The sequence below is a fragment of the Actinoallomurus sp. NPDC052274 genome (assembly GCF_040679475.1).
Taxonomy (GTDB): domain Bacteria; phylum Actinomycetota; class Actinomycetes; order Streptosporangiales; family Streptosporangiaceae; genus Actinoallomurus; species Actinoallomurus liliacearum.
Map to the genome: position 1 here is coordinate 25,576 of NZ_JBFAUT010000007.1, position 26,632 is coordinate 52,207.

Below are 26,632 nucleotides of genomic sequence, written 5' to 3' on the forward strand. Positions count from 1 at the left end.
TACGTTCTGTAGCACACCAATCACAACGAGTCGTATAGAGGGATACGGGGTGTCGATTTCGTTCGCGGAGCATTGCGGCCGGTGGACCGTCGAGGACCTCCGCCGGCCTGCGGAGGACGATCTCTACCGGTACGAGATAGACGACGGGGTCCTGATCGTCAGCCCTCCTCCCGCGTCCCCCGACCGGGCGGCCCTGCTGCACCTCGCCTTCGTCCTCCAGGCGCCCGCCCGGGCCGCCGGATACCAGGTCCTCCCGGCGGTGGAGGTCGTCACTCATCGGCGGGACGACTGGCTGAAGGTCCCCGACCTCGTGGCGGTGACCCTGGACGCCTTCGAGGCCGAGCCGGAGGTGTACGACGCGGCCGACGTGGCGCTCGTGGTGGAGATCAGCGGAAGCAGGCAGAGCCGCAACCGTGACTTCGGAGAGAAGCTCGAGGCCTACGCCGAGGCGGACATCCCGCACTATTGGATCGCCGAGCTCGTACCCGTCCCGAGGCTGAGCGTCTTCGAACTGGCCGACGGCGCGTACCGGGAGGTCGTCGCCTCGCAGGAGCCGGTCAGGCCGGTCCGGCCGTTCGCCGTGGAGATCGATCCGGCCCGGTTGCGGAGGGTGCGGGTCCGCTGACCGGCCGTCCGGCGGCGACACCGGGGGCGGTGGCTGCTCGAATCTCGCGCCGGAGCGCATAGGCTCGGCGTGTGAACCGTGCTCCTCGATGGCTGTTGCCGACCGTTCTGGCCGCGCTCGTCTTCGCCGTCGTACTGGGCACGCTGCTCCATTGAGACGGCCGCGCCGGGGCGGGTCCCCCGGACGAGAGGTGCGCGCACGTACGCTCGCCGCCGTCGTCGCGGCGGGCGGTCCGCTGCTGTGGGCCGTGCCCGCCCAGGCCGACGCGCGGGCGGTCGCCGAGGGCGCCAAGCGGCTCTGCACCATCGACGACCCGCGCATCGACGAGTCCAGCGGCCTGGCCGCGAGCCGGCGCCATCCGGGCATCGTCTACACGTTCAACGACTCGGGCGGGTCGGCTCGGCTCTTCGCGCTCGGGATCGACGACTGCCGGGTCCGGGCCGCGATCACCCTCGGCGGGGCGCGCAACCGCGACTGGGAGGCGATGGCGATCGGCGCCGACGGCGATCTGTACGTCGGCGACATCGGCGACAACCTCAGGGACCAGCCGTACTCCACCGTCTACCGCATCCCGGAGCCGAGGACGATCCGCACGCAGACCGTGCGCGCCACCGCGTACCGGATCAAGTTCGAGGACGGGCCGCACAACGCCGAGACCCTGATGATCGATCCGCGGACGAACCGGCTCTACGTCGCGAGCAAGGAGTTCGGCGGATCGCTGTACGAAGGGCCGAAGAAGCTCAGCACGAGCGGCTTCAACGTCATGCGCCACGTCGGTGACGCCCCGCTGTACGCGACCGACGGGGCGTACGCCCCCGACGGGCGGACGTTCGTCATCCGCGGCTACTGGGACGCCGAGATCTACACCGCGCCCGGCAAGGAGCTGGCCGGGGTGAAGGTGCCGGACCAGAAACTCGGCGAGGGGATCACGTACACCGCCGACGGCCGGTCGCTGCTGTTCAGCGGCGAGGGCGTACGGCAGCCGCTGTGGCGGGAGTCCGTGCCGAAGGAGGCGCTGCCGTCCCCGACGTCGAAGTCCAAGGGGCACGCCGGACCCGCGGACGGGACCGGGGACGGAATGAAGCCGGGCCGCAAGATGCTGGGTCTAGTGGTCGTCGGGGCGCTCGCCCTGGCCGGTGTTGTGGTGTTCGCTCGCAGACGAGCGTCATGACGAATGGGACGGTGACGTGTCACGATCTCTTCTCGTGGACCTCGAGCTGATCGGCCTTCGGGCCCCCGTACGGCGGTCGCGTCCGGTCGCCCCCGGCCCGTTCGCGCTGTTGTCCCTGCTGGTGGCCCTGTTGCCGATCTCCAACCCCGCCGTGTGGGCAGGCGCCATCGTCGCCTGCAACGCCATGCCGTGGCTGCTCGGCCTGCGGGCGCGACGCGCCGGTGTCTGGCGGCTGTCCGCGGCGGGCCTCGAACGTCTCGCGGCCGACGGCTCGGTGGTCGAGGCGTACGAACGGGACCGGATCGAGGAGTTCAGCGTCACCGCCGACGACGAGATCCTGACGATCTTCCATAAGTTCGGCTCGACGACCGCCGGCACGCTCACCGACATGGGCTTCGACCCGCTGACGTTCTACATGACCGCCCGCCGGCTGGGCATCACCACCCACGTCATCGACGGTGACCGTTCGGTGTTCGACGAGGGCGACCTGCCCGCCGAGGAGGACGCGCCCCGCGCGCTCGGCCGCCGCGCCGAGCAGCGCCTGCGCGACCAGGAGGCGACGCTGCTGGCCGTCGCGCACGAGCCGCACCCGGCCGTGCAGACCACGCCCGCCACGCTGGGCAACCCGGTCACCGGCCGGCGCCGTGCGGTGGCGCTCGGGTTCCTCCTCGCACTGCTGGCCCTGACGATGCTCGCCCGGATCGCGCTCGACGGCGCGCTCGGCCTCGGCGACCGGGTCATGGGCGGCCTGTGGGCGGTCGTCGGCGCGGTCGCCGTCCTCGGCGCCCGCCGCCGGCGGCTGACCAGCGCGCCGCTGTCCTGGTCCATCAGCCCCACGGAGCTGCGGGTCCGGCACGCCACGGTCGCCGAGTGGCGGGTCCGCGCCGACCACGTCGCCGCCGTCGTCGTCGGCCCGGGCACGGCCGTCGACCCCGTGTCGGGCACGCTGACCGGACGGCACACCGTCGTGACCGTGTTCGGCCACCGGCTGCAGGTGCTGGCGCGGCTCCCCGCCCAGGGCCTGGACGTCTTCCAGCTCACGCACGCGCTCAGCGAACGCGGCTACCAGGTCGTCACGCCCGACCAGGGCGCGCGCCGCCCGTCGCAGTACGGGCTGGCGGGCCTGCCGGACATCTTCGCGCGCGTGCCCGGCGGCCGCCTCGTCGTCGACGAGGACGGCATCGGCTGGGCCGACGGGGCGGGCGACGTCATCCTGCGGATGCCGCGCGACCGCATCGGCGGCATGGAGCTCCTCACCGTCGACGGCCACGCCTGGCTGCGCATGTACGACGACGACGGCGACGAGTTCCTCGCCGCGCCGCTGTCGATGCTGCGCATCTCCCGCACCGACCTGCGCGAGTCCGCGCGGCGGATGCGGTTGCCGATCACCGACGCGGAGTACGACGCGTACGTCAACGCGGCCTTCCACGGCTCCATGACCCAGATCGAGGCGGCCCTGGACCCCTCGATCACGCTCACTCCGGAGGAGAACGGCACCCTGCCGCCGGTGCAGCTCGACGTGCCCCGGCGCACCCGCGTCCTCGCCTACGCCGTCACCGCGACGCTCTGCGAACTCGTCGCCGTCCTCGGCTCGATCTGGCTGCGCGGCGACCTCGGCGGCTTCTGGACCTCGCTGTCGTGGGCCGCGCCGACCGGGCTCGTCCTCGGTCTCGCGGGCACGTGGCTGTACGACCGCAACCGGCCCCAGCTGCGCATCTCCGCGTCGGGCATCTCCTCGGTGACGCGCCTGGGACGCACCGAATGGAGCGTGACACGACAGGCGCTCGGCGGCGTGGGCATCGACGAGTCCGAGGCGCCCCGCCTGGTCGTGTGGAGCCCGGTCGGCCGGGTCCTGCGCCGGGTGTCCTTCCCGCCGGACCTGGCCGAGCTGCGCCGCGCCTGCGAACGCCACGGCCTCCCCTGGGGCCCGCCCGACGTCGGCCACGGCGCCGCCCCACCCCCGGAGCTCTAACGCAATTCTCCCGCACCAGGCCCGGTGTCGCCGGTGACGGGACGGTGCCGACGTCGGCGCCCATGATCACTGGTCATCGCTGCTCTCTATCGGCGGCGGACGCCAGTGATCATGGGTCGGTGTCCCGCCCCGGCCCGGCGCGCGGTCGGCCGGTTCCTCGAACATCGCCGTAACTCTCGTCGTTCTGCGGCCACTTCGTCGTGAACAAGCCCCCAGTCACGGGAGAGCGAGTGGATGACGACAGAGCACGGTTCACCGAACTGTACGACGCGTATCGGATGCGGGTGTGGGCGTACGCGGCCTCTCGTGTCGGCGGTCAGGCCGCCGATGAGGTCGTGAGCGAGACGTTCATGGTGGCGTGGCGGCGTTTCGCGGAGATGCCGGCGGCCTCGCTCCCGTGGCTGCTCGGCGTGGCCCGGAACGTCATCCGCGACTCCGTACGGGCGCAGACGCGGCGGGACTCCCTCGCAGCCGAGCTGCGGACCTGGACGCGAGACGCCGAGTCGGACGTCGCCGACGGCGTCGTCGACCGCATGACGATGCTGCGCGCGCTCACCGAACTGTCCGACGGCGACCGGGAGGTGCTCACTCTCGTCTCCTGGCACGGACTGAGCCCCCGCGAGGCGGCCCGCGTCGTCGGCTGCGGCACGGCCACGCTGCGCGTACGGCTGCACCGGGCGCGCAGGCGCTTGGCCGCGGCGATGAGCGCCCCGGCACCGCAGCGACAGCACCGGCAGACCACGGCGATGGAGATGGAGTGGCGTTGACGTCCTCCCCCGCTCGAGGCGAGGGATTCCAACCCGATCTACCCGGAGGTGAGAGCAGGTTGAGGTTCGCGGTTCACGGCCCCGCCCAATGGCTGGAGGGCTCCTCGCGCTGTCACCGTCCGTCCGACGGCGATGTTCTTGGCCGCGTTCACATCCGCGTGATCGACGTGCCCGCAGGCGCGACAGCGAAAGACCGCTTGGCTCTCACGGCTCTCCGCAGCGCGATGCCCACAGGCATGACAGATCTGAGACGTGTACGCAGGGTCGACCTTTTCCACCCGGCCCGGTGCCTTCTGCTCCAGTCGGGTCATCAGCAGGCCCCAGCCGGCCGCGTGGATGGAACGGTTGAGCCCGGACTTGGCACGCACGTTCTTTCCCGGCGCGTCCAGGGTGCCGCGCACGGACCGCACCATGTTCTTGATCTTCAGATCTTCCATGCGAATGACGTCATATCGGCGGGCCAGAGCGGTGGAGGTCTGCTCCATCCAGTCCTTACGCCGATCAGTCTGACGCGCCTTGATCCGGGCGATCGCGGTCTTGACCCGCGCCCGCCGGTTAGACCCCGGCTTCCCGCGCGCCAGCCGGCGCTGCAGCCGCCGCAGGCGGATGGCCTCGGTATCGCGCAGGCCGGGCACGGACAGCTTTTCGCCGGTGGACGGGGCGGCCGAGACGACTACCCCACGGTCCACGCCGACGACCTCTCCGGTGCCGGGGGCGTCGACGGGTGGCGGGATCACTGCGAAGCACACGTGCCAGCGGCCCGCCCGATCCCGCCTTACCCGGAACGACTTGGCGTCGTCGGTGACCTCGCGGGACCAGCGGAACTTCACCCAGCCGACCTTCGGGACCCACGCCTCACCCGTCTTGCGGGACAACCGCCGTACGTCCCAGTGCTTGCCACGCTTGCCGACGATCCGGAATCCCTCGTGCACGCCCGCCTTACGCCAGGTCGGCCGCCCGTGGGTGCCGACGAAGAAGTTGCTCATGGCTTGGGCGAAGTCACGCAACGCCTGCTGCTGCACCGTCTGCGACCCGGTCGCCAGCCAGGGGAAGGCTTTTCTAACTTCGGTCAGCTGGCGGGACTGCTCCGCGTAGTCCGGCGCGTTTTTTCGGCCTGGCCGCCAGGCCAGGTGCTGCTCGACGGCGAGATTCCATACATATCGGGCGTGCGAGCAGTGCTCCAGCAGCGCCTGCTCTTGGGCGGGCGTGGGCGCAAGCCGGAACCGCATGTCCGCACCCTAACCATCACCACCGACATTCGAGGGAGGGAGCGGCGTTTCCTCCCCGGCCTGAAGGCCAGGGTCTCCACGCCGCACAACAGATGAATGATTTCATGCGGCGGCTGACCGAGGTCCGGCCCGCCCACCTCGGCGGCGACGGACCGATCGACGACGCGGTCAGGACCGCAGAACTGAACCGGGCGTTCACCCAGTCGCGCGAGACCGCGCACAGGCGGCGACGCGGACGGGTGCTGATCCCGGCGGTCCTGGCCGGCGCGGCCACTGTCACGGCGGCCGCGCTGGTGGCGGGCATCGGCGGGCACACGCCCGCGCCGGGCGGGCCGAGGTCCATGCCCCTCGACGGCCGGTCCGTCCTGCTGGCCGCCGCGGACGAGGCGGAGAAGCTGCCCACCGGGAACTACTGGTTCACCGATCAGATCTCCGGCCAGTCCTACATCGTCAAGGGTGGTTACGCGATCACCGGCGCGCACTTCGAAACCTTCGAGTGGACCGCGGCGAAGGCCGGCGGAGGCCACCTGTTCTACGGCCGCGACCTGCCCGCTCGGCCGCTGACCGAGGAGGACGAGGCCGCCTGGCGCCGGGCGGGCGCGCCGAAGAGCTTCCGGGTCTGGTCCAACGACCACTACGGGACGTACACGACGAAGGCAGGCTCGTGGAGTGCGGACCGGCCGCACGAAACGGGCGGGAAGTTCTTCGTTCCCGGCACCGGCCATGAGCTGAGCCCGGCGGAGCTGCAGAACCTGCCGACAGACTCGGCCACGCTCAAGAAGACGTTCCTGCCTACCGTCAACCCCATGCGGGCGAAGGTCAACCCCGCTGCGGCGAAGTGGTTCGCCGACCCTGCCCACGTGGTCCTCCAGGCCGGCGAGGCCTTCGCCAACGCTCCGTTGCCGCCGAAGGTGCAGGCCGCCCTGATGCGTACCGTCGCCGCACAGCCCGGCGTGCGGAGCCTCGGAACGGTCACCGACCCGCTCGGGCGGCGTGCCATCGCGATCGGCGCGGACTGGACCGACAGCCGTCCCGCGGGCCTCGGCAAGGACGGAAAGCCGCGCTGGGAGAAGATCGGCTACATCGGTCGCGAGGAACTGCTCTTCGACCCGCACACCGGCGCGTACCTCGGCGACCAGCAGGTCCTGGTGAAGGCGGGCACCGAGTACCGCACCCGGAAGCCGGGATTCGTGATCAACTACTCGTTGGCGCGGAGCTCCGGCTGGACGCAGAAGAAGCCCTCTCCGCCGGCCTCGCTGCCCTTCAAGTGATCTGCGGACGCCGCCCTGAGGCTCACGCCGCGGGGCGGCGCCACGCCACACGTCCGGAAGAGGAGGTCCGGAGAGCCGCCGTCCTCGGCGGCCCTGACGAGGCCGTCAGGGCCAGTCCGCGGGCGGCCGGACGTAGGTGCCCTTGCCGGGGACCGTCCTCAGGTACCCGATCCGCTCGAGATGCGACAGCGCCTGATCGACGGCCCACCGGTCGACTCGGAGGATCGGTGCGAGTTCGTCGCCCGAGAGGATCTTCCGACCGGGCGGCCAGTCGCCGCCGACGATGCGGTCCCGCATCGTCTCGGCCGCCTGCCGGGCCGCGTCGTCCGCGCGACGTCCGGGGGTCCTCGCGGCCAGCTCGACCTCGCCGATCCGCCGCAGCAGCCCGGACACGGACGCCTCATCGATGATCACCGGGTCGGGACTGATCGCGGAGAACGCGGTGAACGCCCGCCGCCAGGGCGACCAGATGATGACCCATCCGCCGTACGTGCTCTGCAGACTCGTCGCGACCGCCTCCGCACGCGGGTTCCGGCCCGCGCCGCCCGACACCCGAGAACGCCGCCGGGCACGGGCCGCCGCGCGCGTCACCGCTCCTCCTCCCGCGACGGTCCGCCGAGCCGCAGGACGCGGGCGATCCTGTCCGCCGCGTGGGAGATGTCGTCCGCCGCGCAGAGCGGCTCGTATTCCGGCGGCGACTCGCGAGTGGGGCCGGACCACTGCCAGAACCACATCAGCCGCCCGTCGCGGTCGGCCCCGCACACCACGGTCTGCCGCAGTCCGGGACTCAGGATCTTCGCGCGGTGGTCGTCGTCCGGCGGGTCGCCGGCGGGATTGCTCGCCAGCACCCGGGCGCCCCGCCCGACGCGGGCGCGCAATCCGCGCGCGGTCAACGCGTCCGCCAGCCGTTCGGTGAGCTGCGCCGCACGCGCGTCGACGGACGCCGGCGTCACCGGACCCGCAGGGGGAGAACTCGACATCATGCGTCACCTTTCGTGTTCGCCGATGACCTTGAGTGAAGACAATGCGCTGATCCGCCAGAAGACCGATACTGGGCGACACGGGGTGGACACTGAGAGTGTCCGAGGTGGGTCGGAGGGCGGGGTCATGGCCGGTGAAGAGGCGCTGCCGTGGTGGGCGGATCGGTTAAGAACCGAGCGGGAGCGACGTTCGTGGAACAAGCACGAGATGGCGCGCCGGCTGCAGAAGGCCGCCGGCGTGCCGTATCCGCCCGTGACCTCGCTGGTCCGGCAGATCCTCGGCTGGGAGAAGGGCGAACACTTCCCCCGTGACTGGACGGCGGCCTACGCCACGGCGTACGGCATGACCGAGGAGGAACTGTTCGGGCATCCACCGCATTTGGGTCTGGCCGGGAGCGGTGAGGGCGGCGCAGGCTCAGGGTGGGAGGTGGATGCCACGAAGCGCCGCGACGCCCTGCGCGTCGGTCTCGCCGCCACGGTGGCACCGGCCGCGCTGGCGGCCGTGCTCGGTGAGTCGGCGGCCGAGGCGATGGAGTTCACCCGGCTCGCCGGGGCTTCATCGGTCGGGACCGGGACCTTCGACCATCTGCAGGCGGCGGTCGCCGCCATCGACCGGTCTTATGTGACCGAGCCGCCCGCCGAGGTCTTCGCCGTGGCACGCGCCTACCGGGTCCGCGTCCAGGAGCTGATCCGTGGCCCGCACACGCTCAAGCAGGGTCGTGAGCTGTACGTCTGGGCGGCCTGGTTGTCCGAGCTGCTGGCCTGGCTCGCCCATGACCTGGGCCACCCGCTGACCGCCGAGGCGTACGCGATCGATTCGTTCGAGCACGCCGACCAGGCCGGTCACGACGAACTATGCGCCTGGGCCGCCGACGCTCTTGCCTCGATCGCCACCTACACCGACCGCCCCGACAGGGCCGTCGCAGCCGCCCACAAAGGCATCACCAGAGCCCCCGAAGGCCACCCCATCGCCGTCCGCCTGCGCGCCAAGGCGGCCCGGGCCCACGCCTGTCTCGGCCAAGGGGCCGAGTGCGCGGACCTACTCCGAGGAGCCGAAGAGCTGCACGATCGCCTGCCCGCCAGGCCGCCCACCCGCTTCGGCACGGACACCGGTCCGCTCGCCGACTACGCCGTGACGGCCTATCCCGCCTCGGCGTACATCTGGCTTGAGGACTACGAGCAGGCGAGACGTCACGCGGAACGCGCGGTGGCCGTGCACGCGTCGACTCCGTCGACGGACCCGTCCCCGGGCCACGTGGCCATCGCGCGGATCGACCTGGGGATCGCGCTGTGTCACCTCGGCGCCCCGGACGAGGCGGCCGCAGCCGGCGCGACCGCACTCGCATCCCCGCGTGTCTTCGAGTCACTGCGCTCTCGCGCCGGGGACCTGGATGCGGTGCTGACGGCCCGATACACCGAGACGGGGTACGCGCGGGACTTCCACGAGCGATACATCGAGCTGAGACGGGCGTCGGCTGCACGGTCGGCCTGATCACTGGCATTCACTGCTCTCTATCGGCAGTGAATGCCAGTGATCACGGGAACTGCCCCTCCATGGGGTCGGTCGGTGAAGGCCCTGAGTGCAGGCCGGGTATCGGGGCGAATCGCCCAGCAGGGGAAGCCTTCCCCGAGTGTTGCGCGCGTCTCCGGGTGCACGGCCTGCTTCATGAGGTCGCGGAGCCCGTGGTGCCTGAGTCGCGGAGTCCTGTGCCCGGCTCGACCAGCCGCTTTGACGCCAATATCGACGTAGCAGAATCGGCAAACCGGTCACCTATCCGTCGCCATCGACGGCAACGTGGCCATGACGACGGCGAAGTCATCGCAGACCCGGAGCTGAGAGGGGTGTCGGCGACCTGAAGACCGAGAGAGTCCAGTAATACTTCCACCGCTGATACTTCCATCGTTGGAAGTATCATCGATGTGTGGATGACTTCATCGGGCGTCAGCGTGAGCTTGCGGTGCTCGATCGGATGCTGGGGCGGGTCGCTCGCGGGGGTCGGGCCGGGCGGCCGGGGCGGGCGTTGCTGATGCGCGGGCGACGGCGGGTCGGTAAGTCGCGGCTCGTCGAGGAGTTCGTGGACCGCGCCGGAGTGCCGTACGTCTATTTCACGGCCTCGGCTCAGCCGAGCGTCGGGGCCGATCTGGCGCTCTTCGCCGAAGCGGTCGCGGGCAGCGACCTGCCGGCCGCCGCGCTGTTCGCCGACCAGTCGCCACGGACCTGGGACACGGCCCTTCGCCTGCTCGCCGGGGGGCTGCCGGACCGGCCCAGTGTGGTCGTCATCGACGAGATGCCCTACCTCATCGCGAACGATCCGGGTTTCGAGGGCACCCTGCAGAAGATCTTTGATCGGGAGCTGGCTCGGCATCCGGTGTTCCTGATCTGTGTCGGATCGGATCTGGCGATGATGGAGGCGCTGAACGAGTACGGCCGTCCCTTCCACCAGCGGGCGACCGAGATGGTGGTGCCGCCGCTGAGCCCGGCGGACACGGCCACGATGCTCGATCTCCCGGCGGCGGAGGCGTTCGACGCGTACCTCGTGTCCGGGGGGCTGCCGCTGATCCTCGACGAGTGGCCGAGCGGGCTCTCCACACTCGACTACCTGGCCGAGGCCGTCACCGATCCGACCTCGGCGCTACTGGTCAGCGGCGAGCGGTCGCTGGCCGCCGAGTTCCCCGCCCACTCGCAGGCGCGGCTGGTGCTGGGCGCGATCGGGTCGGGGGAGCGGACCTTCACGCAGATCGGCCGGGCGGCGGGTGACCTGGCGCATGCCTCGCTGACCCGGGCGCTGGACCTGCTGGTCACCAAGCGCATCGTCGATGTGGACGTCCCGCTGTCCGTGAAGCCGTCTCGGGAGAGTCGGTATTCGGTCGCCGATCTGCACTTGCGGTTCTGGCTGGCCCACCTCGGTCCGCACATGGCGGAGATCGAGCGGGGGCGCGGGGACCTGGTCATGGGGCGCATCCGCCGGTCGTGGACGACGTGGCGCGGCCGGGCCGTCGAGCCGGTGATCCGGGAGGCGCTGCGCCGCCTGCCGGACCGTCTGCCCGAGGGGACGCAGGCCGTCGGCGGCTACTGGACGCGGACCAATGACCCGGAGATCGACGTGGTGGGCGCCGACCGTGCGCCGGTGGCCAAGGCCGTCACCTGCGTGGGGTCGATCAAGTGGCTCGAGAACCGGCCGTTCGGTGGCGCGGATCTCGGCCGGCTGATCGTGCATCGGTCGAAGCTGCCGGGCGCCGACGACTCGACGCCCCTGCTGGCGATCTCCCGGAACGGCGTCGACGCGGCTGTCACGGGAGTCTCGGTGTTCGGCCCGGACGATCTCCTCGCCGCGTGGCGCCCTGGCATGGACGCGACTGAGGAGTGATGCGCGTCATGCCGTCCTGGCCGGGCGTCGGCGCTGGCCGGCGTAGAACATCGTGGCGCCGGTCAGGGCGAACAGGCCCGCCGCGATCCAGACCGTCACACCCAGTGGGGGCTGGTTCGGGCCGTCGGGCAGGCGCGGGTCAAGCAGCCCCAGCGGGTCCTTGCGGATCGTGACGCGCTGCCGGGGCTTGATGTGGTCGAAGCAGTTCTCCTGCTGGGAGACCACGTGCACGGTGCCCGTCGGCTCGGCGATGGTGCAGTGCAGGTTCGCGCCGTGCCTGTTGCCACGGTCCTCCACCTTGGTGACGGTGGCGGGCGCCCGCGTGCCGATGGTCTTCATGTACGCCTCGTAAAGGCCGGATCCGGCGAACAGCGTCAGCGCGAAACCGGCGCAGGAGACCAGGACGGCGGCGCCGGCGTGGTGCCAGATCCCGCCGGCGAGGATGGCGGCGACGGCCCAGGTCGCGAGGGCGATCACCACGCCGACCACGATCAGGCCGTGGGGATACTGGGCGAGCCATGCCCCGAGGACGAACCCGACGGGGATCGCGCAGGCCCAGACCGACGAGCCGAGCAGTCGGCGGGCGGGAGACAGGGGCCGCTCCGCCGCGGTGGTCACGGGCGGAGCGGTGTCAGGTGCTCCCGTCGGTGGGTCAGAGGCGCTCGACGACGTGGTCGACGCAGGCGGTGAGCGCCTCGACGTCGTCCGGGTCGATCGCCGGGTACATCGCGATGCGCAACTGGTTGCGGCCGAGGCTGCGGTACGGCTCGGTGTCGACGATGCCGTTGGCGCGCAGCACCTTGGCGACCTGGGCGGCGTCGACGCTCTCGAAGTCGATCGTGCCAACGACGTTCGAGCGGTGGGCGGGGTCGGCGACGAACGGCGTGGTGTAGGAGGTCTTCTCCGCCCACGTGTAGAGGCGGCGCGCGGAGTCGGCGCTGCGCCCGGTCGACCACTCCAGGCCGCCGCGCTCCAGGAACCACTCGATCTGCTCGGCCATGAGCAGCAGGGTCGCCACGGCGGGGGTGTTGTAGGTCTGGTCCTTGCGGGAGTTGGTGATCGCGACGGTGAGGTCGTAGAAGTCCGGAATGTAGCGGGCGGACGCGGCGATCTCCTCGACCCGCGCGAGCGCGGCCGGGGACATCAGCGCCAGCCAGAGGCCGCCGTCGGAGGCGAAGCCCTTCTGCGGCGCGAAGTAGTACACGTCGGTCTCGGCCACGTCGACCGGCAGGCCCGCGGCGCCGCTGGTCGCGTCGACGAGCACGAGGCCCGAGTCCGCCGGCCGTTCGATCGTCATGGCGACGCCGGTGGAGGTCTCGTTGTGGGTGAAGGCGTACGCGTCGACCGTGTCGTCCGCGACCGGGGCCGGGTGGGCCCCGGGCTCGCTCTGGATGACCGACGGGTCGGACAGCCAGGGCGCCTTCTTCGTGACCTTGGCGAACTTCGAGGAGAACTCCCCGAAGACCAGGTGCTGGGACCGCTCCCGTACGAGCCCGAAGGCGGCGGCGTCCCAGAACGCCGTGGTGCCGCCGTTGCCGAGGACGACCTCGTACCCGTCGGGCAGCGAGAAGAGCTCCGCCAGCCCCGTACGGACCCGTCCCACGAGGGACTTGACCGGCCGCTGCCGGTGCGAGGTGCCGAGGTAGGTCGAGCCGGACTCCGCCAGGGCGGCCAGTTGCTCGAGGCGGACCTTCGACGGCCCGGAGCCGAAGCGGCCGTCGGCGGGCTTGAGGCTGTCGGGGATCACGATGTCGGTCACGTGCAGCAAGCCTAGTTCAGGCCTGCGGTTTCGGAGCGGACCTTCCAGGACTTGAGACGCCGGGCCGGTGCGGTCGCCAGGGCCCAGCGGCGGCGGAGCGACCGAGACGTCGGGCCGGACCGCCCCGGCTCAGCGGCGGCGGAGCGACTGAGACGTCGGGCCGGACCGCCCCGGCTCAGCGGCGGCGGAGCGACTGAGACGTCGGGCCGGACCGCCCCGGCTCAGCGGCGGCGTAGTGTCCGAGACGTCGGGCCAGTGGGGACGGTCCCGGCTCAGCGGCGGCGGAGGGTCCAGGCGATCAGGGCGAGCAGGCCGAGGGTGCAGGCCGCTGAGACGGTCGCAGGGTAGAGCCATGGCCGGCCCGCCCGGTGGGCGTCCAGGGCCGCGCCGCCGGAGTCGTACGCCAGCAGACCCAGGGCCCCGGCCATCACCCAGGCGATGATCCGCCAGGAGGCCGCGTCACGCCGCCGGGCGCGCTCGCGCCGCTCGCGTTCGTACCGGAGCAGCTCGAGGTCACGCTCGTCGGGTTCCTCGTCGCGGGGGCCGGTGTACATGGCCTGATCCTCCCTCCGCGCGAAACGGCCCGTGGCGCGGGGAGCATCACGGGCCGTACGGAGCGGGACTTCTTCAGTGCTTGTCGAGCACCTCGGAGGCGCCTTCGACGTCGGTGACCGGGCGGGACGCCGGGCCGACGTAGTGGGCGCTCGGACGGACCAGCCGGCCGGTGCGCTTCTGCTCCAGGATGTGCGCGGCCCAGCCCGCGGTACGGGCGCAGGTGAACATGGCCGGCATCATGTGCGGCGGAACCTCGGCGAAGTCGAGGATCACCGCGGCCCAGAACTCCACGTTCGTCTCGATCGGACGGTCGGGACGACGCTCCCGCAGCTCGGCCAGCGCGGCGTCCTCCAGGGCCTTGGCCGCCTCGTAGCGGGTCGCGCCCAGCTCCTTGGCCGTACGACGGAGCACGCGGGCACGTGGGTCCTCGGCGCGGTAGACGCGGTGGCCGAAGCCCATGAGCCGCTCGTGGTTGTCCAGGATGTCGGTCACGACCTTGCGGGCGTCACCGAGCTGCTCGACCTTCTCGATCATCGGCAGGACGCGCGCCGGGGCGCCGCCGTGCAGCGGGCCGGACATCGCGCCGATCGCGCCGGAGATCGAGGCCGCCACGTCGGCGCCGGTGGAGGCGATGACGCGGGCGGTGAAGGTGGAGGCGTTCATGCCGTGCTCGGCGGCGGAGACCCAGTACGCGTCGATGGCCTTCACGTGCTTGGGGTCCGGCTCACCGCGCCAGCGGATCATGAACCGCTCGGTGATCGTCCTGGCCTCGTTCACGCGGCTCTGGGGGACCATCGGCAGGCCGAGGCCGCGGGCGCTCTGCGCCACGAACGACAGGGCGGTCACGGACGTACGGGCCAGGTCCTCGCGAGCCTGCTCGTCGCTGATGTCCAGGAGCGGGCGCATGCCGTACGCCGGAGCGATGATCGGCAGCGCGCTCTGGACGTCGACGCGCACGTCGCCGGAGTGCACCGGCAGCACGTGCGGCTCGGCCGGAGTCAAGCCGGGGGTGAAGCTGTTGTCGACCAGCAGCCCCCATGCGTCACCGAAGGAGACGCGGCCAACGAGATCTTCGATGTCCACTCCCCGGTACCGGAGAGCCCCGCCCTCCTTGTCCGGTTCAGCGATCTCAGTCTCGAAGGCCACAACACCCTCGAGGCCGGGTTTGAAGTCGGACATGTTCTGTCCTGCCTTTCGTCCCCTTGATGTACAGACGCCAACTGGTAATTGAACCGCTTCATCCTCCGTGAGCCGTACCCGGGGGGGTGTGAGATGCGCAATTCTTTCCGTTTGAGCAACTCTCGCGGGAACCTTGTCTCGTCGTCCATGGTCTCTCGCGAGAGGATGTCCTGTCGTGGAGCACCTTGATGTCGCCGCCCTCCGTGAGTCGTACTCCGGTGTGGGCCTACATGCCCGCGACCTCGCGGCCGACCCGCTGACGCAATTCGGATCTTGGTTCACCGACGCCGTCGGAGCCGGTCTTCCCGAGCCGAACGCGATGATCCTTTCCACCGTCGACGCCGATGGGAGGCCGAGCACGCGGACGGTCCTGCTGAAGGGGTACGGCCCGGAAGGTTTTCGCTTCTTCACCAATCATCGGTCCCGCAAGGCGCGGGCCATCGCGGCGGACCCCCGGGTGGCCCTGCTGTTCCCGTGGCACCCGCTGCGCCGGCAGGTGATCGTCGAGGGCGTCGCCGAGCGCCTGTCGCGGGAGGAGTCGGAGGAGTACTTCCGCACCCGGCCGCACGGCTCGCAGCTCGGGGCCTGGGCGAGCGAGTACCAGTCCGCGGTCGTCGACCACCGCGACGAGGTGGAGAGCCGGTTCGCCGAGTTGGCCGCGCGCTGGCCGGACGAGGTGCCCATGCCGGACTTCTGGGGCGGTTACCGGGTGCTCCCGGCGACCGTGGAGTTCTGGCAGGGGCGTACGAACCGCCTGCACGACCGGCTGCGCTACCGCCGCGCACACCCGGGCGAAGGGGGCGAATGGGTCATCGAGAGACTTAGACCGTGAGTCCGAACCCCGATCCCCCCTCCGAGCTCGACTCCCACACCGAGGAGGCCCCCTCTCCGGCGCCGCCCCCCGCCCGGTCCTCGCGCCTGGGCGGACTGGCGCGACGGGCCGCCATCGACACGCGTCCGCTCGCCCACTCGGCGTACCGGCGGCTCTGGCTCGGGCAGGCCGTCTCCTTCACGGGCTTCCAGCTGACCTCGGTGGCGATCTCCGTCCAGGTGTACGACCTGACGAAGTCCTCGTTGTGGGTCGGGCTGCTCGGTCCCGCCAACCTCGTCCCGCTGATCGTGTTCGGGCTGTGGGGCGGGGCGGTCGCCGACGCCATGGACCGCCGGCGGCTGCTCGTCCTGGCCTCCCTCGTCACGTGGGCGTCCACTCTGGGCCTGCTGATCCAGGCGCTGCTCCACATCAGGAACGTTCCACTGATCATCGGGCTGGTCGTCGTGCAGTCGGTCGGGTTCGCGATCACCTCGCCGACCCGTGGCGCGGTGATCCCGCGTCTGCTGCCGATCACGCTCGTCCCGGCGGCCAACACCCTCAACTTCACCGCGTCCCAGACCGCGACCTTCATCGGCCCCGTGCTGGCCGGCGTCGTCATCGGGAACGGCCGGTACGCGCTGGCGTACGGCATCGACGCCGTGCTCTTCACGGTCGGGCTGTACGCCGCGATCCGCCTGCCGGCGATGCCGCCCCTCGGCGACGAGACCGGCCGTCCGGGCCTGCGCTCGGTCATCGAGGGCCTGCGGTTCCTGGTGACCCGGCCGGTGCTGATGATGTCGTTCGTCGTCGACATCATCGCGATGGGCGTGGCCATGCCGCGGGCGCTGTTCCCGGAGGTGGCCGACACCCGGTTCGGCGGCGAGCAGGCCGTCGGCTGGCTCGTCGCGGCGATCGCCGTCGGCGCCGTCGTCGGCGGCCTGCTGTCCGGCTGGATCGGCCGCATCCGCCGCCAGGGCGTCGCCCTGATCGCCGTCATCGCGGCCTGGGGGCTCGCCGTGGCGGCGGCCGGGCTCGCGCACGCCCTCTGGCTCGCCCTGCTGTTCCTCGCCCTCGGCGGCGCGGCCGACCTCGTCTCGGCGGTGTTCCGGCAGACGATCCTGCAGACGTACGCCCCCGACGAGATGCGCGGCCGCCTGCAGGGGGTGTTCACGGTCGTCGTCGCGGGCGGTCCCCGGCTGGGCGACCTGCGCGCCGGCGCCGTGGGCGCCGCGGTCGGCGCGACCGCGTCCTGGGTCGGCGGCGGCATCGTCTGCGCGATCCTCGTCGTCCTCGTCGGACTGGCCGTCCCGTCCTTCCTCCGGTACACCACCGACGGATGACCGGGCGGCCGTAGGCCGCTGGGGCCCGTGGCGACGCGTCGCCGTGCGGGATGGGCGTGCCAGGAGGGGACTCGCGGCGGCGGGCGTCGCGCGTGCGGGATCGGCGTACCAAGAGGGGACTCGCCGTGGCGGGGCGTTGCCCGTGCGCGACCGGCGCACTACCGTTCGCACCGCCTAAGTGATCTTCCGACCCGCCCGGAACCGAGGACCCTCATGCAGCGACGCCTGCGAGCGGCGATGACGCTCGCCCTGATCGGCCTGTCCGCGGCGCTCGGCACGGCCCCCGCCCACGCGGCCGTCCGTACTCCCGGAGTCGCCGACTTCGACGGCGACGGCCACGGCGACCTGGCGATCGGGGCGCCGGCCGCGAGCGGCGGCGGCCGGGTGACCGTCGTGTACGGCTCACGGGACGGCGTCGACCTCGGGCACCACCAGGTCCTCGCCCCGCTCCGGTCCGGAGGGGCGTTCGGGACGGCGGTCGCGACGGGGGACTTCGACGGGGACGGGCGTACGGATCTGGCGGTGGGCGCGCCCGGCCGCGGCACGATCGAGATCTTCACCGGGAGCAGGGCGGGCCTCAGCCGCCGGGCCGTGCTGACGCCCGGAGACGGGGCGGGCCGGGCCCTGGCGATCGGCGACGTCGACCACGACGGGCGTCCCGAGCTGCTCGCGGCGGGGAACTCCGCGCTCCTGGTCATCGGATTCGCCACCGGCGCCCCGAAGGTCGTCGCCACCGTCAGGGGCCGGACCGCCCGGCACGTCGCGATCGCGTCCGGGGACCTGAACGGCGACGGGTACGCGGACGCGGCCTGGAACGCCGACGGGGTCCTCCGCCTCCTCCACGGCTCGAAGACCGGCCTGCGCGCGGTGTCGGGGACGGCGAGCGTGGGGTCCACCGGCGGCCTGGCGATCGCGGACGTCGACGGGGACCGTCGTGGGGACGTCGTCGCGGGCGACCCCGCCGGGGCCCACGGGGGCGTCGTGAAGATCTACCCGGGCGGGGACCTGCGGCACCCGCGGGCGTACGGGCAGGACACCAAGGGCGTGCCCGGCAAGGGCGAGCGGGGCGACGAGTTCGGAGCGGCGGTCGTCGCCCGCGACCGGGACGGCGACGGGCGCGCCGAGGTGGTCGTCGGCGCACCCGGCGAGGACATCGGGAAGCGTCGGGACGCGGGGGCGGTCACCGTCCTGCATGGCGACGCCCACTGGAACCTCGCCGCGGGCTCCACCTCGTTCAGCCAGGACACCGAGGGCGTGCCCGGCGTCGCGGAGACCGGCGACCGGTACGGCGCCGCGCTGTCCCTGGCCGACCTCGACGGCGACACGAAACTCGACCTCGCCGTCGGCGCACCCGGCGAGAACGGCGGCGACGGGGGTGTCTCGATCTACCCCGGCCAGGGCATCGCGGGCATGATGGTGTTCGGCGGCAGGTCCGCGGGCCTGTCCGCCGCCAAGGCCGCCTTCGGCGCCGCCCTGTCCGGCTGACCGGCCCGCTCCGCTACCGGCCGATCAGTCGGGTCGCCTCGCTCGTACGGGCCGCCGGGCCGAGGGTCAGTGCAGGACCTGGGCGACGACCTCGAGGTCCGAGACCAGGCCGGCGAAGGCCGCGTCGCGGTCGTCGGCGCGCAGGACGGCCGACGGGTGGATCGTCGCGACGTAGAAGCCGTTCTGCGTGGCGGACTCGTCGTCCAGCGGCGGGCGCGGGATGAGCTGGCCGCGCTGCTTCGTCACCCGGAACGAGGGGCCCAGCAGCGCCTTGCCGGCCGTCGCGCCGAGCACCACGATCACTTCGGGGTCGATGATCCGCAGTTCGGTGGTGAGCCACGGCCGGCACGCCGAGATGTGGGCGGCGTCCGGCGTCTGGTGGATACGGCGCTTCCCGGGCCCGGACTGCTGGAATCTGAAATGTTTCACCGAGTTGGTGACATATGCGTCGCCCCGCTCGATGCCCGCCTCGGCCAGCGCCTTGTCCAGCAGCCGGCCGGCCGGGCCCACGAACGGCGCCCCCTGCCGGTCCTCCTGGTCACCGGGCTGCTCGCCGACCAGCACCACCCGCGCCGCCGCGGTGCCCGACCCGAGCACCGCCTGGGTGGCGCTCTCGTACAGGTCACAGCCCCGGCAGTCCTGAACGGCACGCCGCAGACCGTCGAGATCCACCCCCGCCGGGACGTAGCCCTCGGCTCCTTCGAAACGTGTCATGGCGCGCTCAATCTACCCAGGGTGGGGGGCCTGAACCCGGTGGGAAGACCAGGTCCGCAACGGACGTTCTTCACCAAAGAGAGTATGTGGATCGCCCCTCGCCGTCTTCGGTTCCCCAACCGTCGCTGATCCGCCGTAGCATGGGGCGAGACTGGAGGAAGCCTTGACCGCACACGGCTTGATCGACACCACGGAGATGTACCTCCGGACGATCTTCGAGCTCGAAGAGGAGGGCATCGTCCCGCTTCGCGCGCGTATCGCCGAGCGGCTTTCGCAGAGCGGTCCGACGGTCAGCCAGACCGTCGCGCGGATGGAGCGCGACGGCCTGCTCAAGGTCGAGGGCGATCGCCACCTCGAGCTCACCGACACGGGCCGGTCGCTGGCCGTCCGGGTCATGCGCAAGCACCGCCTCGCCGAGTGCCTGCTCGTCAACGTGATCGGCCTGCCCTGGGAGGACGTCCACGTCGAGGCGTGCCGCTGGGAGCACGTGATGTCGGAGGAGGTCGAGCGGCGGCTGGTCACCCTGCTCGACGGCCCGTCGACGTGCCCGCACGGCAACCCCATCCCCGGCCTGGCCGAGCTCGGCGCCGACGTCAAGGCGTGGGCGGACGCGCGGACGGCGGAGCCGCTGGCGGTGATGACCGACGTCGCGACCGCGGGCGGCGTGCCGGTGGTCGTCCAGCGGATCAGCGAGCAGGTGCAGGGCGACCGCGCGCTGATGGTGCAACTCAAGGAGATCGGTATCCAACCGGGACGAGAGGTGACGCTTGCGGCCGCCGACGACGGTATCCGAGTGACGAGTGACGACACAGCCGACCGCAGCTCCGTCGAGATTCCGCGCCGTGTCGCCTCTCACGTCTTCGTATCGAAGCGCTGAGTTGCCGGTTCGACGTATCCCGGCGCGGCGTTCGTCGTTCAATAGTGCGGGGGGACCACATCCGGGGGGCCGAGTGAGCGACCGCAAGGTGACACGCCCATGAAGCGCTGGGGTGACCTACCCGCCGATGCGCTCCTGCCGCCGAAGACCGTGCTGGACGCCGTCGAGATGGCGGTCATCGTCTGTGACCGTTTCGGCAACGTCCTCTACACCAACGCCTTCACCGAGGCCCTGCTCGGATTCGGCGGCCCCGAGTACATCGGCCGGTCGTGGCTGTCCCTCGGCGTCGCCGAGGAGGACCACGAGCAGGCCAAGGACCTGGCCCGGCGGGTGCTTCGCGGCGCGGTGTGGGAGGGCACCTTCTGCAACGTCCGGGCCGACGGCAGCACCATCTACACCCGCGCGTACGCCGTCCCCCTGCGCCACCCCTCGGGCGGCATCGAGGGCATCGTCATCTTCGGCCGGGAGGCACTGCGCAGCAACCAGCGCGACCAGGAACGCTACGGCCTGATGGAGCGCGTCGGCGAGCGGCTGGCCGCCTCGCTGGAGCTGCCGCAGACGCTGCGCCGGGTCGCCGACACGCTGGTCCCGCAGTTCGCCGATCACTGCTTCATCGACCTGTTCAGCGGGGACAAGCTCGTCCGCCGGGTGTCCCGGCACGCCGCCGGCTGGGCCCCGCCGCCGGGCACCTGGGCCGACCCCGGCGAGGTCGTCGAGTATCCCCCTGGCCACTTCAACGCCAAGGCCATGGCCCGCCGGGACGCGGTGCTGGTCGAGGACGTGATCGCCGACTACATCAAGGCGCCGAATCCGGCGAGCAAACGGCTCGCCGAGGAGGTCGGCGTGACGTCGATCATCTCGGCCCCCCTGCTCGCGCGCGGGGAGCTGCTCGGCGTGATGAGCCTGGCCCTGTCCGGCGTCACCGTCCGGCCCGATCCGCACTACGACGGGTTCGACCGTGACCTCGTCGGCGCCATCGCCAGCCGGGTCGCGCTCGCGATCGACAACGCGATGCTGTTCGAGGAGGAGCGGGAGACGGCGCTGGCGTTCCAGAAGTACCTCCTGCCGGGCGACCGCCCGCCCGCGCTCGACGGCCTGGAGATCGCCTGGCGCTACGAGCCGGCCCGTCCCCTGGAGTCGCACGGTCAGGGCATCCAGACGCAGGTCGGCGGCGACTGGTACGACGTGATCCCGCTGTCCGCGGGCCGGGTCGGCCTGGTCATCGGCGACGTCGAGGGCCGGGGCGCCCGCGCGGCCGCCGTGATGGGGCAGCTGCGGGCGGCGCTGCGCGCGTTCGCCCAGGACGACAAGCCGCCGGCCGACATCCTCACCAAGCTGGACGAGTGGGTGCGCACGATGAGCACCCCGGTCCGCTCCGGCGCCCCCGAGGGCCAGGAGACCCCGCTCGTCTCCGTCACCTATTTCGTGTACGACGCGTGGTCCCGGATCCTGTCCTTCGCCAACGCCGGCCACCAGCCGCCGCTGCTCGTCCTCGACGGCGAGGTGGGGGAGCTGGAGGCCACCGGCCAGGGCGCCATGCTCGGCGTCCGTCAGCCGGGTCTGGGCGGCGACATCCGGTACGAGGAGGAGACCCGCGAGCTGCCGCCCGGCAGCACCCTCGTGCTCTACACCGACGGCCTGATCGAGCGCCGCCCGAAGGAGGACGGCGACCACCACAGCCGCGAAGAGGCCCGCGAGCTCCTGTATGAAGCGGTCCGCAGGGCGGCGCGCGGCGGCGTCGAGGCGATCGCCAACGCGGCGTACGAGGCCGTGCCCGGCGACATCGACGACGACGTGGCCATCGTGGTCGTGCGCACCGCGCCGAGCCGGCTGTACGTCGAGGAGCGCACCTTCCCCGCCGAGCCGATCATGGTGTCGGAGGCGCGCCGGCTGGCCGCCGAGACGTTCGCCGACTGGGGGATGCTGGACGAGCAGTCCGAGCTCGCCTGCCTGTTGGTCTCCGAGGTCGTCACCAACGTCGTGCTGCACGCGGCCAACACCCCGGCGCCCCGGCGCGAGTTCGTGCTCGAGGGCGCGCTGGGCCTCGACGGCCCGGGCGGCTTCGAGGACACCTGGGACCTGCCCGACCTGCGCCGGCGCGAGCCCGCGACCAAGGAGTTCACCCTCCGGCTGCGGCGCGGCGAGAAGGCCGTCTGGGTCGAGGTGCTGGACAAGGACATGCGCCTGCCCCGCATCCGGAGCGCGGGGGAGACCGACGAGGGCGGTCGCGGCCTCTATCTCGTCGACCAGCTCGCCGCCCGCTGGGGCTCCCGCCCCACCAGCGACGGCAAGGCCGTCTGGTTCGAGATTCCACTGAAGTCCTCCTGACCCACGGGCCTGGAGAACCGTCCAGGACGGCCTCCAGGCCCGATGGGCCGGCCCCTAGGGTCGGTCGAACGGGAGCTCGGCCGACGGCTTCGGCGCCGTGTCCGTCCAACCCGCCGAGCGGACGACCGAGTAGTTGATGACGAAGCCCGGCTTCATCTCCGCGTACGGGCCGCCGGGTTTGGTCAGCTCCTCCTGCCTGCCCAGCAGCGCGCCGGTACGCTCATCGAAGATGGCCACGGAGCGGGAGCGGTAGGTCCCCTGCACGGCCTTTGGCGCGCCGTACTCGCCGGTGACCGTCACGGGGCTGTAGTCGGTGGCCAGCGCGACGCCCCGGCGGCCCAGCGCGTCGGTGTCGTGGCCGATCGAGTGCACGCCCGGCTGGTCGGCCAGCGCCTTCATCAGGCCCGCCCGGACCTTCGAGGGGAGCGGGCCCCCCAGGAGTCCCGCCACCCTCGCGAGTTTCTGCTGGGGCAGTACCCGCCAGGTCTTCAGGCGACGCGCCATCTCCGGGGTGATCTGTGCGTCCGGCGGGATGCCCATCGCGAACCTGCTCATCGCCGTCTGGCTCAGGAACCTCTCGGCGAGCTTGGCCGGGTCGGTCGGCAGGTTCTGCAGGTCCTGCGCCGTCAGGCGGCCCGGGAGCTGCCCGGCGCGACGGCTGTCCGTGCCGTCCAGGTGCCACTTCGTCACCCGTTCGGTGCTGTAGGTCCAGTAATGATCGTTCGACCAGACGCGGATCTTCGACGGCGACCCGGCCTTGCGCCACAGCGCCGTGTCCTGCGCGGTCGGCGTACGGGACGAAAGCTCACGGCTGTAGAAGGCGTTCCCCACGCCGGGCTTCGTGCCCCACCAGTCGAACCCCTCGGTGAGCGCACCGGTGATCGTGTAGGTCCCGGTCTTCGCGCGGATGACGTAGGACTGGCCGGACACGTCGTCGGAGTGCCAGTAGTTCCCGACCGGCTGCTGCGCGGCCTTCTCCACCGCCGCCAGGAACGCGCCCCTGTCGTCCAACGTCACCGTCCGGGTCGGCGCGGGCGTGTTCCCCCCGCCGGGCGTGTTGCCTCCGACGAGCGTGATCGCCACGGTCGCGGCCGTGCCCGCCGCGACGACGCCGCCGAGCCCCCACCACAGGCGGGGCGCCGTACGGCGCGGCGGCTTGGTCAGCAGGGCCTTCGCCCGGGCGATGTCCCGGGCGGTGGGTGGAGCGGGCTCGGGATAGGCGTCCCGGACCATCCGCACCTCATCCATGTTGTTCCTCCAGAGTGAGCATCGGATTGGTCCCGCCCAGCGCCTTGCGCAGCTTGGTTCGGGCACGGTTCAGTCGGGATCCGACCGTGCCATAGGAGATCCCCAGTGCCGCCGCGACCTCCTCGTGGCTGAGGTCGGCCAGGGCCACGAGCAGCAGCACGTCGCGCTGCCCGTGCGGCAGCGCCGCGATCGCCCCGGCGAGCTCGCCGCGCAGGCCCTGGGCGCTGACCCGCGTGTCGACCCGTTCGGTGTGCTCCTCGGCGTCGCGGCCGGGGCCGAGGCGGGCGCGCGCCCGCAGCGCGCGCGTCTCGGTCCGCTGGTGCCTGCCGACCACCTTGGTCGCGATGCCGTACAGCCAGGTGCGCACGCTCGCGCGGATCGGGTCGTAGCGCCGACGGTGCCGGAACGCTTCCAGGAACGTCTGCGCCGCGACGTCGGCGGCGGCGTCCGGGCCGAGCCGCTTGGCCGCGTACCGATGGATCTCGGCGAAGTACGCGTCGAAGACCTCATCGAAACGCTCGGCCGGGTCGGGCGGGGGGTCCCCTGTCATGTGGTGCCTTTCCGTGGCGCGGATGGCGGTCACCTAGGTATCACCCGCTCCCGGCCGCCGCTTTCCCGCTCCGCGAAGAAGCTCAGCGGCGGGCTCCGCGCGGTGGAGCCCGCCCTGATCGGGGATCAGTCTTCGGCCGGTCCCGCCGTCTCGGTTCCGAAGCCGTCGAGCGACCGGCGCTCGTCCTCGGTGAGCGTCTCCTGGAACACCGTGATGTGCAGGCCCGCGGGCGCGTCGAACCGGGCGTTCAGGGATTTCCACGGCGTGAGGGTCGGCGGTGCCACCTGTTCGGCGCCGACGGTCACCAGGCGGTCCGCGGTGGCCCGGGCGTCGTCCACCTCGAACGCCACCCGGATCTTCGGCGCCACCTGCCGGCCCACCTCGACCTCGTCGATGTACTGCTTGTGCGCCGGGTTCGCGATCTCCAGAGTGGCCCGGCCCACGTCGAGGATCACCACCCGGGCGTCTCCGTTCTCGGAGAAGGCCGCCTGCTCGGGCAGGCCGAGCGCGTCGCGGTAGAAGGCGAGTGCCGCCTCGTAGTCCTCCGCCTCGACGACCAGGCGAAGCTGACGGACGGGCGACGGCCCGCGATTCTCGGTCATGATGGCTCCCATCGGATCGGCGTGATCTCTATCCGAACCGGCGGGCCGGCCATGCCGTTCCCCGTTTCCCCGTCGATCTCGTGCGGTGACCGGGGGCGGCGAATCGGTGCTCGAGCGCGGTCCGCGTTTACGGCGGCGGCGGGCGTCCCTAGGGTGGAGGGGTGCTGGCGTGGGAGGTCCGCGCGCCCGGGCCGATCGGAACCGGGCCGCTGCGGGCGGTGGACCGGCCGGTTCCCGAGCCGGGGCCCGGCGAGGTGCTGCTGCGCGTCCGCGCCTGCGGCGTGTGCCGGACCGACCTGCACGTCGCCGAGGGCGATCTGCCGCCGCACCTGCCCGGCGTGACCCCCGGCCACGAGATCGTCGGCGAGGTCGTCACCCCGGGTGACCGGTTCGCGGCGGGGGACCGGGTCGGCGTCGCGTGGCTGCGCGGCACCTGCGGCGTGTGCGCGTACTGCCGGCGTGGCGACGAGAACCTCTGCCCCCGCTCGGTCTACACCGGCTGGGACGCGCACGGCGGGTACGCCGAGTTCGCGGTCGCCCCGGAGGCGTACGTCTACCCGCTGCCCGGCGACCGGCCCGACGTGGAGCTCGCACCGCTGCTGTGCGCGGGGATCATCGGCTACCGCGCGCTGCGCGGCGCCGCGCTCCCGCCGGCCGGCCGGCTCGGCATCTGGGGCTTCGGCGGGTCGGCGCATCTGGCGGCGCAGGTCGCCATCGCCCAGGGCGCCGTGGTCCACGTGTTCACCCGGGCGGCGGCGGCCCGCGAGCTCGCCCTCGACCTCGGCGCGGCGTCGGCGCAGGACTCGTTCGACCCGAGCCCGGAGCCCCTCGACTCGGCGATCATCTTCGCGCCCGCGGGCGAACTCGTCCCGGCCGCCCTCGAACGCCTCGACCGGGGCGGCACCCTCGCGATCGCCGGCATCCACCTCACCGACATCCCGGCGCTGAACTACCAGGCCCACCTGTTCCAGGAGCGCCGGCTCCGCAGCGTCACCGCGAACACGCGGGCGGACGGCGAGGAGTTCCTCCGGCTCGCCGACCGGCTCGGGCTGAAGGTCACGGTGACGCCCTACCCCCTGGCCGAGGCGGATCGCGCCCTGGCGGACCTGGCCGGCGACCGCGTCAACGGCGCGGCGGTGCTGCTTCCGCCCGCGCCCGGCTGACGGGCTCGGCCGCGAGGTACGCCCATGACTGGGTGAACCACAGCTCCCGGCCGATCAGGCGGGGGCGCGCGCCGGTCTTCGGGCCGCCGTCCAGCTCGGCGGTCAGCTCCGCGCGCAGGTCGTCGCAGCCGCCCGCCTCGGCGAGCCACGGCTCGACCGGCCGTTCGATGGTGAACACCTCGAGGCGGCGCGTCTCACCTCCGGCCTGGCGCACCAGGTCCACCAGCTCGTCGAAGGTGCGCGTCGCCGTACGGGCGGGGTCGCGCACGCGCTCGACGCGACCGCTGTCGCCGGCCCGGGTCCGTACGACGTCGGCGATGACGAGCCGTCCGGCGCAGACGCCCAGGAGCCGCCGGAGCAGGGCGACGGGGTCGGTGCCGAGCGTCGGCGTCAGGCTCGCGGTGATGAGCGTGAACGGCCCCTCGGGCACGGAGGCGGCGTCGGCGCTGGTCACCCGATGGACCCACGGCTCGAGAACGTCCGAGGCGCCGCAGCCCAGGTCGAGGCAGGTGTCGTCCGGCCGGGGCTCGGCGAAGTCCACAAGCCTGCGCAGGTGACAGGCGGCCTCGCTGGCGTGCGCGCTGGCTTGTGGCATGAACGTCTCCCGGCGAAAGAGTGCTTCGTACGCGGTAAGACGC

Annotated in this window: 25 protein-coding genes; 13 read left to right on the forward strand and 12 right to left on the reverse strand. The window is 72.1% G+C overall.

Features of this window, described 5'->3' with window-relative positions; genetic code table 11:
* The first annotated feature begins 49 nt into the window (after positions 1-49).
* The 4 genes from AB0K82_RS08280 (at position 50) to AB0K82_RS08295 (ending at position 4,535) form a co-directional block, all read left to right on the forward strand.
* Positions 50-625: a Uma2 family endonuclease gene (locus tag AB0K82_RS08280; protein ID WP_364394294.1), complete on the forward strand. Its 576-nt coding sequence runs from the start codon at positions 50-52 to the stop codon at positions 623-625.
* Between the two features lie 190 nt (positions 626-815).
* Positions 816-1,796, forward strand: a complete 981-nt coding sequence (locus AB0K82_RS08285) for a hypothetical protein (protein ID WP_364394296.1) — start codon at positions 816-818, stop codon at positions 1,794-1,796.
* A 34-nt stretch (positions 1,797-1,830) separates the two neighbouring features.
* On the forward strand, positions 1,831-3,768 hold the full coding sequence (locus AB0K82_RS08290; protein ID WP_364394298.1) for a hypothetical protein: 1,938 nt from the start codon (positions 1,831-1,833) through the stop codon (positions 3,766-3,768).
* A gap of 230 nt (positions 3,769-3,998) precedes the next feature.
* Positions 3,999-4,535 carry a sigma-70 family RNA polymerase sigma factor gene (locus AB0K82_RS08295; protein WP_364394300.1) on the forward strand — a complete coding sequence of 179 codons (537 nt, stop codon included), beginning with the start codon at positions 3,999-4,001 and terminating at the stop codon, positions 4,533-4,535.
* 38 nt (positions 4,536-4,573) lie between these two features.
* On the opposite strand, the gene AB0K82_RS08300 is transcribed toward AB0K82_RS08295, so the two are convergent.
* The gene (locus AB0K82_RS08300) at positions 4,574-5,764 is read right to left on the reverse strand and encodes a transposase (RefSeq protein WP_364394302.1); all 1,191 of its coding nucleotides are present in this window, start codon (positions 5,762-5,764) and stop codon (positions 4,574-4,576) included.
* Positions 5,765-5,868: 104 nt separating this feature from the next.
* Here AB0K82_RS08300 and AB0K82_RS08305 point away from each other — a divergent pair, with 104 nt between their 5' ends.
* Positions 5,869-7,035 carry a CU044_5270 family protein gene (locus AB0K82_RS08305; protein WP_364394303.1) on the forward strand — a complete coding sequence of 389 codons (1,167 nt, stop codon included), beginning with the start codon at positions 5,869-5,871 and terminating at the stop codon, positions 7,033-7,035.
* 105 nt (positions 7,036-7,140) lie between these two features.
* On the opposite strand, the gene AB0K82_RS08310 is transcribed toward AB0K82_RS08305, so the two are convergent.
* Positions 7,141-7,626 carry a GntR family transcriptional regulator gene (locus AB0K82_RS08310; RefSeq protein ID WP_364394305.1) on the reverse strand — a complete coding sequence of 162 codons (486 nt, stop codon included), beginning with the start codon at positions 7,624-7,626 and terminating at the stop codon, positions 7,141-7,143.
* Positions 7,623-8,015, reverse strand: coding sequence for a hypothetical protein (locus tag AB0K82_RS08315; protein ID WP_364394307.1), 393 nt, complete (start codon positions 8,013-8,015; stop codon positions 7,623-7,625). Before AB0K82_RS08315 ends, AB0K82_RS08310 begins: the two co-directional genes overlap by 4 nt.
* A 127-nt stretch (positions 8,016-8,142) precedes the next feature.
* On the opposite strand from AB0K82_RS08315, the gene AB0K82_RS08320 reads away from it, so the two are divergent.
* Both AB0K82_RS08320 and AB0K82_RS08325 read left to right on the forward strand, forming a co-directional pair.
* A complete protein-coding gene (locus tag AB0K82_RS08320; RefSeq protein ID WP_364394309.1) occupies positions 8,143-9,507 on the forward strand; it encodes a helix-turn-helix transcriptional regulator in 1,365 nt (454 codons plus the stop codon).
* A 430-nt stretch (positions 9,508-9,937) separates the two neighbouring features.
* The gene (locus tag AB0K82_RS08325) at positions 9,938-11,383 is read left to right on the forward strand and encodes a DUF234 domain-containing protein (RefSeq protein ID WP_364394311.1); all 1,446 of its coding nucleotides are present in this window, start codon (positions 9,938-9,940) and stop codon (positions 11,381-11,383) included.
* Between the two features lie 6 nt (positions 11,384-11,389).
* Here AB0K82_RS08325 and AB0K82_RS08330 read toward each other — a convergent pair whose 3' ends face one another.
* The 4 genes from AB0K82_RS08330 to AB0K82_RS08345 all read right to left on the reverse strand — a co-directional run bounded on the left by AB0K82_RS08330 (position 11,390) and on the right by AB0K82_RS08345 (position 14,876).
* Positions 11,390-12,001: a hypothetical protein gene (locus AB0K82_RS08330; protein WP_364394314.1), complete on the reverse strand. Its 612-nt coding sequence runs from the start codon at positions 11,999-12,001 to the stop codon at positions 11,390-11,392.
* A gap of 34 nt (positions 12,002-12,035) precedes the next feature.
* The gene (gene serC / locus AB0K82_RS08335) at positions 12,036-13,142 is read right to left on the reverse strand and encodes a phosphoserine transaminase (protein ID WP_364394315.1); all 1,107 of its coding nucleotides are present in this window, start codon (positions 13,140-13,142) and stop codon (positions 12,036-12,038) included.
* 272 nt (positions 13,143-13,414) lie between these two features.
* The gene (locus AB0K82_RS08340) at positions 13,415-13,696 is read right to left on the reverse strand and encodes a hypothetical protein (protein WP_364394318.1); all 282 of its coding nucleotides are present in this window, start codon (positions 13,694-13,696) and stop codon (positions 13,415-13,417) included.
* 73 nt (positions 13,697-13,769) lie between these two features.
* Entirely contained in the window at positions 13,770-14,876 is a 1,107-nt protein-coding gene (locus AB0K82_RS08345) for a citrate synthase 2 (RefSeq protein ID WP_364394321.1), read from the reverse strand.
* A gap of 175 nt (positions 14,877-15,051) precedes the next feature.
* Between AB0K82_RS08345 and pdxH the strand changes: the two genes are divergently transcribed.
* The 3 genes from pdxH (at position 15,052) to AB0K82_RS08360 (ending at position 18,512) form a co-directional block, all read left to right on the forward strand.
* Entirely contained in the window at positions 15,052-15,708 is a 657-nt protein-coding gene (pdxH, locus tag AB0K82_RS08350; protein ID WP_364394323.1) for a pyridoxamine 5'-phosphate oxidase, read from the forward strand.
* On the forward strand, positions 15,705-17,027 hold the full coding sequence (locus tag AB0K82_RS08355) for an MFS transporter (protein ID WP_364394325.1): 1,323 nt from the start codon (positions 15,705-15,707) through the stop codon (positions 17,025-17,027). Before pdxH ends, AB0K82_RS08355 begins: the two co-directional genes overlap by 4 nt.
* Positions 17,028-17,240: 213 nt before the next feature.
* Positions 17,241-18,512 (forward strand): FG-GAP and VCBS repeat-containing protein, encoded by a 1,272-nt coding sequence (locus tag AB0K82_RS08360; RefSeq protein WP_364394328.1) that lies wholly within the window; start codon positions 17,241-17,243, stop codon positions 18,510-18,512.
* Positions 18,513-18,578: 66 nt separating this feature from the next.
* Here the strand turns inward: AB0K82_RS08360 and AB0K82_RS08365 are convergent, their stop codons facing one another.
* A complete protein-coding gene (locus tag AB0K82_RS08365; protein ID WP_364394331.1) occupies positions 18,579-19,226 on the reverse strand; it encodes a UdgX family uracil-DNA binding protein in 648 nt (215 codons plus the stop codon).
* Positions 19,227-19,389: 163 nt separating this feature from the next.
* Here AB0K82_RS08365 and AB0K82_RS08370 point away from each other — a divergent pair, with 163 nt between their 5' ends.
* Both AB0K82_RS08370 and AB0K82_RS08375 read left to right on the forward strand, forming a co-directional pair.
* Positions 19,390-20,103: a metal-dependent transcriptional regulator gene (locus AB0K82_RS08370; protein ID WP_364394333.1), complete on the forward strand. Its 714-nt coding sequence runs from the start codon at positions 19,390-19,392 to the stop codon at positions 20,101-20,103.
* Positions 20,104-20,202: 99 nt separating this feature from the next.
* A complete protein-coding gene (locus AB0K82_RS08375; RefSeq protein WP_364394336.1) occupies positions 20,203-22,431 on the forward strand; it encodes a SpoIIE family protein phosphatase in 2,229 nt (742 codons plus the stop codon).
* 54 nt (positions 22,432-22,485) lie between these two features.
* Here the strand turns inward: AB0K82_RS08375 and AB0K82_RS08380 are convergent, their stop codons facing one another.
* From AB0K82_RS08380 to AB0K82_RS08390, 3 genes are all read right to left on the reverse strand, one after another.
* Entirely contained in the window at positions 22,486-23,679 is a 1,194-nt protein-coding gene (locus AB0K82_RS08380) for a hypothetical protein (RefSeq protein ID WP_364394338.1), read from the reverse strand.
* Complete coding sequence (locus AB0K82_RS08385) at positions 23,672-24,229, reverse strand: RNA polymerase sigma factor (RefSeq protein WP_364394340.1); 558 nt, start codon at positions 24,227-24,229, stop codon at positions 23,672-23,674. The genes AB0K82_RS08380 and AB0K82_RS08385 overlap by 8 nt, the downstream gene beginning before the upstream one ends.
* Before the next feature lie 125 nt (positions 24,230-24,354).
* Entirely contained in the window at positions 24,355-24,831 is a 477-nt protein-coding gene (locus tag AB0K82_RS08390; protein WP_364394342.1) for a VOC family protein, read from the reverse strand.
* Between the two features lie 161 nt (positions 24,832-24,992).
* On the opposite strand from AB0K82_RS08390, the gene AB0K82_RS08395 reads away from it, so the two are divergent.
* Entirely contained in the window at positions 24,993-25,994 is a 1,002-nt protein-coding gene (locus AB0K82_RS08395) for a zinc-dependent alcohol dehydrogenase family protein (protein WP_364394344.1), read from the forward strand.
* Here the strand turns inward: AB0K82_RS08395 and AB0K82_RS08400 are convergent.
* On the reverse strand, positions 25,954-26,589 hold the full coding sequence (locus AB0K82_RS08400) for a class I SAM-dependent methyltransferase (protein ID WP_364394346.1): 636 nt from the start codon (positions 26,587-26,589) through the stop codon (positions 25,954-25,956). The two genes, AB0K82_RS08395 and AB0K82_RS08400, sit on opposite strands and share 41 nt — an antisense overlap.
* Positions 26,590-26,632: the final 43 nt, after the last annotated feature.